This is a genomic window from Rhodococcus sp. P4_B6, from assembly GCF_056402215.1.
In genome coordinates this window covers 1-11,283 of the sequence record NZ_JBFUHV010000229.1, presented here as the reverse complement: position 1 = coordinate 11,283, position 11,283 = coordinate 1, and the positions used below count along the sequence as shown (strand labels likewise).

Here is an 11,283-nt window from a genome sequence, read left to right as displayed (position 1 = left end):
GTGGGACTCTGCGGCGGCGATTCTGCGCCGCTCGAGTTTGACCCATTCACCCAACAGACTCTCGTTGAGGCCGAGTTCTCGGGCGACCTCTGCGATGGTGCGACCGGAGTCGATCACCCGGTGGGCAGCCTCGACCTTGTACTCGGTCGTGAACGACCGACGCTTGCGAGGGGGCATACGGACATCCTTCCAGCGGGACCGGTGTCCCGCCAAGTCGGTGTCCACTTTCCGGGGGGAACCTCACCCGTCCACGACCGACCTCACCGGCGTGTCGAGGACGTCACCGGTGGGCGGCCGCTTCCCCGCCCTGGCGCCGAGAACGATCCCCGCGTCCCGTGACGGGCCGCGCGCGGCACCGACCACCCCACCGGCCCACCACATCCGCGACCCGCACGGCCGCGGTGCGTGCGCGCTACCGGATCGGGCGGGTGAGCGTGGCCGGGCTCGTGACCGTGTCGGCGGGGGTGCTCTGCCTGGCGTTGGGTGCGGTGTCCGGGGCCGCGCTGGTGTTCGGGATCGGCGCCCTGACCGCACCGGTGATGATCCTGATCGCGGTGACCACCACCGGATTCCTCACCGCCGGTGCGGTATTGATCACCCGCGCCCGCCCACCTCGACCACAGCGATCGGCGGCGGTTCAATGGTCCCCGCCGCCGCGCTCCGATGCCCACACCCATCGACGACAGAAGACAAACCATGACCGACATACCGGTCGAGTACCCCGCGCGATTCAACACCACCGAATGGATCAAGGCCCACCTCGAGCGGATGGGCCAGGCCGACCCGGCCACCGGCGAAACCAGGCACGAGCCCGACCCGAGGACCCACCAGCCCGACTAGTCATTCGTCGGGAAGTTCTCCGGTGATCACGAAGATGACGCGGCGACTGATCTCGACGGTGTGATCGCAGAACCGTTCATAGAACCGACCGAGCAGCGTCATGTTCACCGCGGACGCGGCCCCGTACAGCCAGTCGTCGCCCTTGGTCGCGGCGAACAGCTTGCGGAGCAGCTCGTCGGTTCGCTCGTCCGCCCAGATCAAGTCCAACGCCGTCGCCTCGTCTCGGGTCCGCACGACCTCCCGGGCTGCCGCGGCCTGCGCCGTCGCCGCGACGCCCATGTCCGAGATGATGCCCCGCAGCTCGAAGGGAACGACCGGTACGGGGTGGTGCAGCCGCGCCACCTCGGCGATGTGCGCGGCCAGGCTGCCCATCCGCCGCAGGTCTGCGATGTTGTGTATCCCGCTGATCAACGCCCGCAGATCCTGCGCCACCGGTTGCTGACGGGCAATCAGGGTGAGCGCGCGATAATCGAGCTCCCGGCCCCGGGTGTCGATGTCTGCACACACCTCTGCGGCCCGGTCGGCCGCGTCGCGGTCGGTATCGAGCAGGGCGCGCGTGGCACAATCGATCGCAACCTCCGTCAGGGCACACAGCTCAACGAGGTCACTTCTGATCTCCTCGAGCTGTTCGTCGAATTGTTCCCGCATCGTCCCGGATTCCCTCTCGCTCTGGATTACCCGGCTGTCCGAGACACTCGGGCCCGGCGGCACGCTGCCTGGGAATACCCGCTCCCGAGGAAAACAGTCCTTCACTGATCGACGTCTGTTCATTGGACGTCGTCGATTCGGCACCCGCGATGAACTCGGGGCCGCGTGCTTCGATCGCCACCTGGTGCTCCCTGTACACCTCTGATCGTCCGCGCGACACTCCCGGACCCCTGAGCCCGCCTCTTGTTCCTTTTGTAACGGACCAGAACCCCCTTGTCAGGGGCAGCCCGCAGTGCGCCCTGCCTCATGGCAGAGCCACGCCCTTGTCCGGAGCCGGGTTCGTCCCCCGACAGGAGCCCAAGTCGGACAATCCGCCACCCGCTGCCCCGCGAACGTGGTTGCGGCTAAGCAACCGGCGAGCCTCCTCCATGCAAGGATGACAGCCGCGTCCGACCATCCGAACAGCAGCGCACCAGGCCGATTCACGGTCGGCTCGAAGGTGTGGTTCCGCGGCGGTGCCGGCGGCAACCAGATCGCCCGGCTGCCCGGCACGATCGTCGAGGACTACGGCGACGAGGTCGCCGCCAATGCGCACCTGGGCCGGGACTGGGCGCCCGTTCGGCGGTGGGCCGTCGCGTTGGACGAGGGGCGGCTCGACTTCAGCGACGGACACGACCTCGAGGACCGGTGATCCGGATCGGACTATCAGGTCCGATCCGAGCCGAGCCGGGAACGCCTACTCCGTGGCCGCCGCGGCGATCGGCATTCGGGTGTCCGGGTACCAGCCTCGCAGCCAGCCCGCCCACGACCTGCGGCGCGCGATCACCTCGGAACTCATCACCTCGGAACCGGCCTTCGGCGCCGCCTCGGGCTCGACAGGTACGACGGGGACGAGCCCCTGAAGTTTCTCTCGGGCGAGCCGCTCGACCAGAAGCGGAACGAAGTCCCGCACCTTCCCGGTCGCGAAGTGCTCGTGCGCCGAACGCACCACCTGTTCGATGCTCTCCCGGGGCAGGTCCGGGAAGCGCGAATCGAGGCGGTCTATGACTTGGTCGATGTGCAGCAACTCTTCATCGTGCGTCATGTAGAAAATCCTCCGCCGTGCCCACAGGCGGGGTCAACGAGCGGATCGAAGACCTCGACGATCCTCGTCGCGGTGCGCCTCGCACACGTGCGCGAATCGACCGAAACGCCGGTACAGAGCAGCAACCGCGACGAGCAATGCATCAGGACAGCCGTCTCATTTCCTTCGAATCCAAGACACTGCTTCTCGATTCATACCGGAGGCAGTGTGCGCCCCCAACCAGCACAGACGGGCACTCTTGCCGGTCCGGCGATTGAAGGAATCTGCTGTCAGCGGTCTCCAGTGCAACGACGTGTGCGCCGATTGAAGCTCTGACGTGCAAGCACGAATGGAAGCCAACGAGTGGGATCTGGCGACGGTGAGCAAGCGGGCGCACCTGAACCCGTCGGCGGTGTCGAGGTGGTTCACCTCGGGTGCGACCCCAGTAATGCAAACATCCGCGCAGTAGTCGAAGCCTTCGGTCCTCCAGTAGTAGGGGGATGTTGGACGCCGAGGCACTCACAGAGGTGGTGCTGCAGGTGAAGATCGTGGCCTCGCTGCAACGGATGCAGGTTCTTCATCGCTTGCAGCTCGTGCAGGGCGAGGTCCGAGGCCACCGATTTCCAGCAGCGGGCGCGCCGGTCGCGCAAGATGGTGGGGCCGGTTCGATGTAGGCCGTGGTCATCCCGACCACCCCTGATCCGCGGACGAACACCACCCGAGGGACCACGCCATGACAGAACGAGACCCATTCCCCGATCCATCACCCGCCGGTGCGGGCGACCATCCGACCCGGACGGCACGGATCGAACACGGCGAAACGGTTCGGCGCCGAATCCCTTTCGACGCCATCGCCGAACACGCTCCGCACCGCGACCGCGACCCGGTCGGCCTGCTCGAGTCCCAGGGGGCCACCCGGGTCCCCGACCTCGTCCCCATCCGGTACGGGCGGATGGCCGAGTCACCGTTCGCGTTCTACCGCGGCGCGGCGCTGGTGATGGCCGACGACTTCTCCCACGCCTCGGCCACCGGCCTGCACACCCAATTGTGCGGGGACGCCCATCTGAGCAACTTCGGACTCTTCGCCACACCCGAGCGCACACTCGCGTTCGATGTCAACGATTTCGACGAAACCTATCCCGGCCCGTTCGAATGGGACGTCAAACGACTCGTCGCGAGTCTCGCCGTCGCCGGGCGCGGCAACGGGTTCAGCCGGAAACAGCGCAAACGGATTACCCGTGCCTGCGCGGCCGAATACCGCGAAACCATGACCTACCAGGCCGAGCGTGGCGAGCTCGCGGTCTGGTATTCCCATATCGACGCCGCCGCGCAGTTAGACGAGCTCCGCGACGTTCTGGACTCCTCGACCCGCAAACGCGTTCGCAAGACGATCGACAAATCCCGCGGCCGCGACAGCCTGCAGGCACTGTCCAAACTCACCACCCTGGTGGACGGGCAGCCGCGCATAGTGAGCACGCCCCCGCTGATCGTGCCGATCGAGGAGATCTTCACCGGCACCGAAGCCGAACAACTCGACCAGGAGCTGATCCGGCGAATGCGCGACTACCGCGACACCTTGCAAACCGCCCGGCGTGGCCTGTTCGATCGATTCGAGTACGTCCAAACGGCACGGAAGGTCGTCGGGGTGGGCAGCGTCGGCACCCGGGCCTGGATCGTCCTGCTCCGCGGCCCCGGCGGCGACCCCCTGTTCTTGCAGGCCAAGGAGGCACAACCGTCGGTCCTCGAAAAGTACGTCGACGGCCCGGCATTCACGAATCACGGCGAACGCGTCGTGACCGGGCAACGGCTGATGCAAGCCGCGAGCGACATCCTTCTCGGCTGGCAGCACGGACCCGACGCCGACGGCGCGGTGCGGGACTACTACATCCGCCAACTCCGCGACGGCAAGGGGTCGGCCGTCATCGAGACCATGAATCCCGACACCATGGCCCTCTACGGACGGTTGTGTGCTCGGGTCCTCGCGTATGCGCACGCCCGCGCCGGTGACCGGTTCGCGATCGCCGGGTACCTCGGTTCGGACGATGATTTCGACAAGGCGCTGGCCGCATTCGCCGAGACCTACGCCGACCAGAACGAACGCGATCACGCCGCGTTACGGAAGGCGATCGACGCCGGCCGGATCACCGCGCACCCGGGGACATGACGATGAGCGACAACCGATCCGCCGCCCCGACACCGCGACCGGAGCCCGCCGCTCGCGGTGCCCTGCGCCCGCACCGCCCTGCGCAGACGAACCTCGGACACCGCCGTCCGTGAGGTGCCCGCTCCACCGGCGCGGCATCCGGTGCTGATCATGAACCCGCACTCCGGTGGTGGCACCGTCGCAAAATTCGACCTGCAACGCAAGGCCGAGGAACTCGGCGCCGAGGTGGTCCTGCTCGAAGGCCCGGGCATCGTCGATGTCACGGAGCTGGCCCCGGCAGGCTGTCGACCGCGGAACCGACCTGCTGGGCGTGCCACGGAGCGCCATTTCACGGAGAATGCACCGTGTGGACATCCCGCGTCCATCTCGGTGTTCGACGCTGACACCGGACACCACGCAAGTATTCCCGGCGACGATGACCGTGGCCGGGAACCGACCATCCACCACGAGGCAGGAGCACCGCCATGTCGCCGCCCACCGACGTCCCCGGCATCGTCGGGCTTGTCTGGGCCCGGACGGCGCGGTACCTCCGGTGCTCCTAACCACACCCCAGCCCGCCGCGTCCCCTCATCCGCGGCACCACCGTTCCCCATCTCCCCGCTCGGGGGTGGGGAACAGTGGTGTCCGCGCCCCATCCCCCGGTACGCCGATCGCATCCGCCGTCCGGGAAGCGGTCACCCACTTCGCGGACACCCGGATTGACGAGTCTGTCGCGCTGCTCGTCGAACACAGGGCGCCCGCGCCGCTCGCCGCCACCATCGGACCATGACCCCCGAACCGACGGCGAACGACCAAAAGCGTTCGCAGGCACGCGGGTTCCTCGGCCAACTCGAACCGGAGATCGAGGCCCTCGCACAGTGCGTCGACAGGGCCGAGGCGTTGATGCAACGCATCCAACGAACCCACGAACTTCGCGCGGAGCGGCTATCCGCCGAGACCGCAGCCCTGCGCGGCGGGCTGTACACCGAGGCCGCAGCCCTACGCCGTGAGCTATACCAGGTGCGCCGACTCGTCGAGGCGATCGCGTTTCGGTTCCCGACGGTGATCCTCCGCAACGTCTCCGCACTCGACTGACCACACCGGGGTCCGCACCCCCTCAGGCGCACGGTCTGCCAACATCCTGATGTGTGCGCCGGCGGCAGTTTCAAAAAACGGCAGCTTCGACGGCGCCACCATGCCGAGCGACTGGACCCCCTCCACACGGGCCACGGCTAGGAAACTGAGCGCAATCAGCCGGTCTTGATGTCGACGTAGATCGCCGCATGATCGGAGGCCGCGTGGACCGGGGAGGTCATGGTCGGAAAGTGCTCGAAGAGGGTGCCGTGTTTTCCACCCCACACGCCCTTACGGAAGATCGCCCCACCGGTCGCCCGGTCGAACAGCGCGGGTGAGAGCAGCACGTAGTCGATCTTGTTTCCGGCGGTGCCGTTGGCGTAGGTGCCGGGTCGGCCGCCGTCGTCGAAGCCGGCGACCTCGACCCCATCTCGCAGGTCGGTGTCGGCGAGCAGCGGCGCGAGGGGTTCGCTGTCGGGGGTGTCGTTGACGTCGCCGGCGACGGCGACGAACTCCACCTCGTCGGAGCGGAGTTGTCGATAGATCTCGGCGATCCGCTCGGCCTGCAGTTGGCGCAGGGCGTTGTTGTCTGCGGGCCGCCCGTATCCCTTGCTCTTGAAGTGGTTGACCAGCACCGTCAACGACAATCCTGCCAGGGCGCTGCCCTCGGGGAAGGCGAAGGTGTACTCAGGGCAGGCGCGGCTGAAGATCCGGCGCCCGGTCGGTGCAAGGTCGTCGACGTGCGTGCGGATCCCCTGCAGCGGGTACTCCGCCTTCGACAGCACCCCGACGTCGATACCGCGGTCGTCGTTGCCGTCGATCACCATCACGTGCGGAAACACGGGATTGCGTTCCGGGTCGACGATCGCGGCCTCGGTGAAGCGTTTGAGGGCGATCCGGTCCTCGGCCTCGATCACGGCGGTGATGTCGGCGTTCACCTCGCGCAGCACCGCGTAGGCGGCGGTGTCGGATCGGTCGAGATCCAACGCGACCAGCAGGTCCAGGATCAGCTTCTTGTCACCGTCGGTGTAGGTGTACTGAGTGATCAGGGTCCCGAGGCGGGCGTGCGCGTCGAGGATCTCGCGCCCACAGCCTTTCGGCTCGCACGCCCGACGCAACCGCCGCGGGCGGCATGGTCGATGTAACGGGTTGCCTCACAGTTGGATTCGTGGGAACCAGCGAGTGTCACCAAACATGTCCCAGGATGTACACGAACACGACGCCCGTAGGGTACGCACACTTTTCACCCGCGGTCACTGTCACCCATCCGCACAAGGGTCGTGGGTCCGTCGATCTGCACAGCGGTCGTGGTCGGGTGCGAGCGGCCTGCGAAGGCCGGTTCGTCGACCGATGACCGCGGCTATCGTCGGGGCTACGCGTCAAGAGAGGGAGCTCGCGATGCGTCTGTCCACCCGAAACCAACTCGCCGGAACGATCACCGAAGTCACCATCGGCAGCGTGATGGCCACGGTGAAGGTGCGACTCGACGGGGGCGACCAGATCGTCACCGCGTCGCTCACAAAGGAAGCTGTCGAGGAACTGGGCCTTCAGGCTGGAGTGGCGGCGACCGTGCTCGTGAAGTCCACCGAGGTGATGCTCGGCGTCGAATAGTTGTCGATCGGAGGACGCCCCTGCAACCTATTGGTTGGTCACCTAGCGTCTTTGACCGATCCCCTTCCGGCGTCTCACCAGTTAGGTATCCCAGTAACGACCGTTACGGGAGCTGGCCTTATGAGATCCCACAAGGGTGCCCTTCGGAAAGAGCCGGACCGGGCGAATCGATTCGAATGCAATCAATACTGGTATTGCTTGCATTGCAGATGCCGGTATCTGGGGATGCGCGGGGTCGATCATCTCGACGTGGAAGGACCGGATGTCTCAAGTGCGAGCAAGCTTTCAGGCGATGGCTGTAGTTGCCTCACTAGGCGTCGTGGTGCCTCAGTACTGGCCGGTACTTGCGAGGCACCTTTCGTCTACACCGTCTGCCAGCGCTTTGTCGTGCTAACCATCAGTGACAGCGACGCTGGCACGAGAGGACCATTAAACGGGCCGGTCTCTATTCTTCTGACCATGCACCGATTGGGAGCGTGAAGAGGGCCGGTCACGGCCCGATCCAGTCACCACCAAAAGGGATGATCACCATGCCGGTTACCGAACAGTCCGTCGTCATTGCCCGCCCTGCGTCGGAAGTATGGGACTTTCTCACCGATGCGGCGAACTGGCCGTCGTGGGAGGCGTCGATAGTCGAATGCGAGCAGGTCACCGACGGGGAGCTCGGGGTGGGCACCCGGTGGCGCGGGGTGAACCGAGTCCTCGGTAAGCGGATCGACTGGGAGACCGAATTCGTCGAGTACCAGCCCGGGAAGGTGGCCACGTCCAAGTCGGTGGAAGGGGACAAGATCGGTGTCACCGCGACGACGCGGATCGAGGAGGTCGACGGCGGCACCCTGTTCACCTATCGGGTCGACACCGAAAGCGGTCTCGGTGGAGTCTTCGGCAAGCTGGCGGACCCACTCGTCACGAAGGCGTACTCCCGCATGATGCGGGCGAGTCTGGACAACCTCGCCGACCTTCTTACCACCGACAGCTGACGCCCGTCTCGATCCACGCTATGTACCTCTCACGTTCGGTGTCTCACCGATTGGCGTCTCGGTTAATGACCGATATCTTCAGTCGGTCTCATCCGATCTTCGATGTAGATCAATATGCTTTCAGCGATGGATGCTGCGTGGCGGGACAGGTAACGGTCTGCGCGTCCCATGACGCAGGCGGTGGGGCCAATACAGGTGAAGCGAGCGCATGGCGCGACGAACTCTGCGACAAACTCAGGCTGCGGTACCTCATCTTGGAACAGTGTCAAGAATTCCTAGTGCTGTGGGAGAGGATCAAAATGGCCGATACGAAGAGCGTATGGGTGAAGTTCGATGATTTGTCATCCGACATTCGGGACGAGGAGTGGAGCCTCTACCAGGGTGAGGCAAAGAGCGATTCCGAATATTTTGGACGGCTACTTCGGAACCCGCTGCCCATCCTCATGGAGGAGCCTGAAGGAGTTGAGTCCGACTGGCATGTCATCACCAATTTAATTAATCACCACGTCTCGTTCGAGGGTGACGCAGTAGCCCGGACCGCCATGGTGATGCCAGAAGAAAAGACTGTCGTTCTGACCTTCTACAAGCACCGTCCCAACACATAGATGTCGAACGCTGGTTGCCCGCCGTGATGGCGGTCCTGATCAGCACCCCGGCGTCAGCCAGTTCCGTGCCCGGTCGGCCCGCTCGGCTGGCGCAATTCCTCGGTTCCGCAGGCCTCGGTAACTCAGGGAAGGACGGCGAGCCGGGCTTGCAGCCAGTCGAGGTGCTCGTCGCAGAGGGTATCGGCGAGCTGAGAATCCATGGCGTGCAGGTGTGATCGGGCGTGGTACAGGTCCACGACCGATCACCGCTAGGGCGTGTCTCCCAATGATTTGGGGTGTTGTGCTGCAGACTCTTCGCTGTGGCAGACGTTGTTAATCGGTTTGAGGTGTTGACGGACAAGCAGTGGGAGTTGCTTGYGCTGCTGTTGCCCAGTTCGGATGGGCTGCGGGGGCGGAAGTTCCAGAACAGCCGACTCGTGGTGGAGGGGATGCTCTACCGGCTGCGTACCRGGCTCCCGTGGCGGGATCTACCTGCGCATTTCGGCCCCTGGAAGACRGTRTGGAAACGGCAYCGACGCTACGCCGGGGATGGAACGTGGGATCGGGTRCTCATAGCCCTGGCCGCGATGGCCGATGCCGGTGGCGACCTGGATTGGGCGGTGTCGGTGGATTCCACCGTGGTGCGGGTGCACCAGCACGGYGCCAACGCCGCGCGTGACACAGGGGGAWCTACCGAATTACACGAATCTGCTTGACGAACCGGTCGATCACGGCATCGGCCGGTCCCGCGGCGGGYTGACCTGCAAAGTYCACCTGGCGTGCGATGGCGACGGACGTCCCTTGTCGGTGCTGGTGGGTCCTGGCCAGGCCGGCGACAGCCCGATGTTCGGCCCGCTCCTGGAGGGCATCTGCGTGCCGCGCATCGGTGGCGGCGCACCCSGTACGCGCCCGGACGAGGTCCGTGCCGACAAGGCGTACACATCCAAGGCCAATCGAGAACTGCTACGCAGCAAGGGCATCAAGGCGGTCATTCCCGAGAAGTCCGATCAGGTGGCCAACCGCAAGAACAAGGGCAGCGCGGGCGGTCGGCCACCGAACTTCGATGCCGAGTCGTACAAGGGCCGCAACGTGGTGGAAAGGGCCTTCAACAAGGCAAAACAGTGGCGAGCGGTGGCAACCCGGTATGACAAGCTTGCCCTGACTTACCGGGCTGGATTCCTCCTCGCCGGCATCGTCGAATGGCTCAAACTATTGGGAGACACGCCCTAGTGCCCTATCTGACCGAGGCCGACCTCCGGCGGCTACTGACCAGCATCGTCGACGCCTTCCCCACCGGACGACTACAGTTCGACACGGTGGCGGTCTGGGTGTGGCGCACCTCGAAATGGGACCCGATGCTGCGCAAATACGACACCCAGTTCCACTGCGGCTTCAACGATCCGGCCGCGCTGGCCGATTGGCACCCGCGGCTCGAGTACGTCGACGAGGCACCGATGAACGACTCACCGGTGCTGATGGCCAAGGTGCCCGCGAACGTACGCCGCATGTTCCGCCTCTTGAACCTGCTGCCGGGCATGAAACGATCCACCCGCATTGTGCGGTTCCGGTTCTAGGTGAGCAGTTGTCGAACAGGCACTGAGACAGGGAAACACCGGAGGTGGCCGGGCAGGCCGGCAGGCGGATCACCCGCCGAAAGACGAACGTCCGGTCGCCCTCTGGATACCAACCCGAACGACAGTCCAACAGGTTCACCGGGGCGAGCGAATTTCTCTCGCGTGTTCGGTGAACGGAATGGGTCGATGATTCGTGGTATCGGGTATGAAGCTCTCCGCAGCTCTGCCGGCGGCTGCCGTCGTCGCGGCGTGTGCGCTCACCGCCTGCAGCGATGACGGCGGCAGCACCGTCGACTACGCACCCACCCCGACGGTCACCGACACGATGGCGATGCCGTCCTCCGACGGGGCGGTGGCGGCGGGAGCGAACGAGATCGTCATCTCGGGATTCGCGTACACGGTGCCCGCCACGGTGGCACCCGGCGCGCAGGTCACCATTCGCAACACCGACACGGCCGAACACACGGTGACCGCAGACACCGGCGGCACGTTCGACATCGAGATCGAGGGCTGAGGTTCCCCCCGGAAAGTGGACACCGACTTGGCGGGACACCGGTCCCGCTGGAAGGATGTCCGTATGCCCCCTCGCAAGCGTCGGTCGTTCACGACCGAGTACAAGGTCGAGGCTGCCCACCGGGTGATCGACTCCGGTCGCACCATCGCAGAGGTCGCCCGAGAACTCGGCCTCAACGAGAGTCTGTTGGGTGAATGGGTCAAACTCGAGCGGCGCAGAATCGCCGCCGCAGAGTCCCACGGCCACGGAGAG

At 65.4% G+C, this 11,283-nt stretch carries 16 protein-coding genes and 2 pseudogenes; 13 read left to right on the top strand and 5 right to left on the bottom strand.

The window, feature by feature from the left end:
• Both AC1DWT_RS45910 and AC1DWT_RS45905 read right to left on the bottom strand, forming a co-directional pair.
• A partial coding sequence (locus tag AC1DWT_RS45910; RefSeq protein ID WP_477925808.1) for a transposase occupies positions 1 to 177 on the bottom strand: 177 nt, incomplete at its 3' end.
• A 235-nt stretch (positions 178 to 412) separates the two neighbouring features.
• Positions 413 to 598 carry a hypothetical protein gene (locus AC1DWT_RS45905; protein ID WP_241031246.1) on the bottom strand — a complete coding sequence of 62 codons (186 nt, stop codon included), beginning with the start codon at positions 596 to 598 and terminating at the stop codon, positions 413 to 415.
• Between the two features lie 98 nt (positions 599 to 696).
• Between AC1DWT_RS45905 and AC1DWT_RS45900 the strand changes: the two genes are divergently transcribed.
• Entirely contained in the window at positions 697 to 840 is a 144-nt protein-coding gene (locus AC1DWT_RS45900; RefSeq protein ID WP_206012465.1) for a hypothetical protein, read from the top strand.
• Here AC1DWT_RS45900 and phoU read toward each other — a convergent pair whose 3' ends face one another.
• Positions 841 to 1,488 carry a phosphate signaling complex protein PhoU gene (gene phoU, locus AC1DWT_RS45895; RefSeq protein ID WP_206012466.1) on the bottom strand — a complete coding sequence of 216 codons (648 nt, stop codon included), beginning with the start codon at positions 1,486 to 1,488 and terminating at the stop codon, positions 841 to 843. It lies immediately after the preceding gene.
• 436 nt (positions 1,489 to 1,924) lie between these two features.
• Between phoU and AC1DWT_RS45890 the strand changes: the two genes are divergently transcribed.
• A complete protein-coding gene (locus AC1DWT_RS45890; protein WP_206012467.1) occupies positions 1,925 to 2,179 on the top strand; it encodes a hypothetical protein in 255 nt (84 codons plus the stop codon).
• 45 nt (positions 2,180 to 2,224) lie between these two features.
• On the opposite strand, the gene AC1DWT_RS45885 is transcribed toward AC1DWT_RS45890, so the two are convergent.
• Positions 2,225 to 2,572 (bottom strand): three-helix bundle dimerization domain-containing protein, encoded by a 348-nt coding sequence (locus tag AC1DWT_RS45885; protein ID WP_095863910.1) that lies wholly within the window; start codon positions 2,570 to 2,572, stop codon positions 2,225 to 2,227.
• A gap of 479 nt (positions 2,573 to 3,051) precedes the next feature.
• Between AC1DWT_RS45885 and AC1DWT_RS45880 the strand changes: the two genes are divergently transcribed.
• The 4 genes and pseudogenes from AC1DWT_RS45880 to AC1DWT_RS45865 all read left to right on the top strand — a co-directional run bounded on the left by AC1DWT_RS45880 (position 3,052) and on the right by AC1DWT_RS45865 (position 5,789).
• Complete coding sequence (locus tag AC1DWT_RS45880) at positions 3,052 to 3,225, top strand: hypothetical protein (protein WP_206012468.1); 174 nt, start codon at positions 3,052 to 3,054, stop codon at positions 3,223 to 3,225.
• Positions 3,226 to 3,284: 59 nt separating this feature from the next.
• Entirely contained in the window at positions 3,285 to 4,715 is a 1,431-nt protein-coding gene (locus AC1DWT_RS45875) for a DUF2252 domain-containing protein (RefSeq protein WP_206012469.1), read from the top strand.
• Between the two features lie 51 nt (positions 4,716 to 4,766).
• Positions 4,767 to 5,028: pseudogene (locus tag AC1DWT_RS45870) on the top strand (diacylglycerol kinase); the annotation flags it as partial.
• A gap of 452 nt (positions 5,029 to 5,480) precedes the next feature.
• Complete coding sequence (locus AC1DWT_RS45865; RefSeq protein ID WP_206012470.1) at positions 5,481 to 5,789, top strand: hypothetical protein; 309 nt, start codon at positions 5,481 to 5,483, stop codon at positions 5,787 to 5,789.
• A gap of 155 nt (positions 5,790 to 5,944) precedes the next feature.
• On the opposite strand, the gene AC1DWT_RS45860 is transcribed toward AC1DWT_RS45865, so the two are convergent.
• Positions 5,945 to 6,886 carry an endonuclease/exonuclease/phosphatase family protein gene (locus AC1DWT_RS45860; RefSeq protein WP_206012471.1) on the bottom strand — a complete coding sequence of 314 codons (942 nt, stop codon included), beginning with the start codon at positions 6,884 to 6,886 and terminating at the stop codon, positions 5,945 to 5,947.
• 280 nt (positions 6,887 to 7,166) lie between these two features.
• On the opposite strand from AC1DWT_RS45860, the gene AC1DWT_RS45855 reads away from it, so the two are divergent.
• The 7 genes and pseudogenes from AC1DWT_RS45855 to AC1DWT_RS45825 form a co-directional block, all read left to right on the top strand.
• Positions 7,167 to 7,379 carry a TOBE domain-containing protein gene (locus AC1DWT_RS45855; protein ID WP_095863905.1) on the top strand — a complete coding sequence of 71 codons (213 nt, stop codon included), beginning with the start codon at positions 7,167 to 7,169 and terminating at the stop codon, positions 7,377 to 7,379.
• Between the two features lie 521 nt (positions 7,380 to 7,900).
• Positions 7,901 to 8,359 carry an SRPBCC family protein gene (locus tag AC1DWT_RS45850; RefSeq protein WP_095863904.1) on the top strand — a complete coding sequence of 153 codons (459 nt, stop codon included), beginning with the start codon at positions 7,901 to 7,903 and terminating at the stop codon, positions 8,357 to 8,359.
• Between the two features lie 65 nt (positions 8,360 to 8,424).
• Complete coding sequence (locus AC1DWT_RS45845; RefSeq protein WP_206012472.1) at positions 8,425 to 8,964, top strand: hypothetical protein; 540 nt, start codon at positions 8,425 to 8,427, stop codon at positions 8,962 to 8,964.
• A gap of 299 nt (positions 8,965 to 9,263) precedes the next feature.
• A pseudogene (locus AC1DWT_RS45840) lies at positions 9,264 to 10,173 on the top strand (IS5 family transposase).
• Positions 10,173 to 10,517 carry a hypothetical protein gene (locus AC1DWT_RS45835; RefSeq protein ID WP_241031580.1) on the top strand — a complete coding sequence of 115 codons (345 nt, stop codon included), beginning with the start codon at positions 10,173 to 10,175 and terminating at the stop codon, positions 10,515 to 10,517. Before AC1DWT_RS45840 ends, AC1DWT_RS45835 begins: the two are co-directional and overlap by 1 nt.
• Before the next feature lie 205 nt (positions 10,518 to 10,722).
• Positions 10,723 to 11,031: a cupredoxin domain-containing protein gene (locus AC1DWT_RS45830; protein ID WP_206015528.1), complete on the top strand. Its 309-nt coding sequence runs from the start codon at positions 10,723 to 10,725 to the stop codon at positions 11,029 to 11,031.
• Positions 11,032 to 11,094: 63 nt separating this feature from the next.
• A partial coding sequence (locus tag AC1DWT_RS45825; RefSeq protein WP_477925807.1) for a transposase occupies positions 11,095 to 11,283 on the top strand: 189 nt, incomplete at its 3' end.

Bases quoted from the DNA above. Each gene is read 5' to 3' on its own strand.
- AC1DWT_RS45875 (WP_206012469.1), top strand. From the start codon at position 3,285: ATGACAGAACGAGACCCATTCCCCGATCCATCACCCGCCGGTGCGGGC.
- phoU (WP_206012466.1), bottom strand. From the start codon at position 1,488: ATGCGGGAACAATTCGACGAACAGCTCGAGGAGATCAGAAGTGACCTC.
- AC1DWT_RS45830 (WP_206015528.1), top strand. From the start codon at position 10,723: ATGAAGCTCTCCGCAGCTCTGCCGGCGGCTGCCGTCGTCGCGGCGTGT.
- AC1DWT_RS45865 (WP_206012470.1), top strand. From the start codon at position 5,481: ATGACCCCCGAACCGACGGCGAACGACCAAAAGCGTTCGCAGGCACGC.
- AC1DWT_RS45855 (WP_095863905.1), top strand. From the start codon at position 7,167: ATGCGTCTGTCCACCCGAAACCAACTCGCCGGAACGATCACCGAAGTC.
- AC1DWT_RS45890 (WP_206012467.1), top strand. From the start codon at position 1,925: ATGACAGCCGCGTCCGACCATCCGAACAGCAGCGCACCAGGCCGATTC.
- AC1DWT_RS45885 (WP_095863910.1), bottom strand. From the start codon at position 2,572: ATGACGCACGATGAAGAGTTGCTGCACATCGACCAAGTCATAGACCGC.
- AC1DWT_RS45845 (WP_206012472.1), top strand. From the start codon at position 8,425: ATGACCGATATCTTCAGTCGGTCTCATCCGATCTTCGATGTAGATCAA.
- AC1DWT_RS45850 (WP_095863904.1), top strand. From the start codon at position 7,901: ATGATCACCATGCCGGTTACCGAACAGTCCGTCGTCATTGCCCGCCCT.
- AC1DWT_RS45900 (WP_206012465.1), top strand. From the start codon at position 697: ATGACCGACATACCGGTCGAGTACCCCGCGCGATTCAACACCACCGAA.
- AC1DWT_RS45880 (WP_206012468.1), top strand. From the start codon at position 3,052: ATGTTGGACGCCGAGGCACTCACAGAGGTGGTGCTGCAGGTGAAGATC.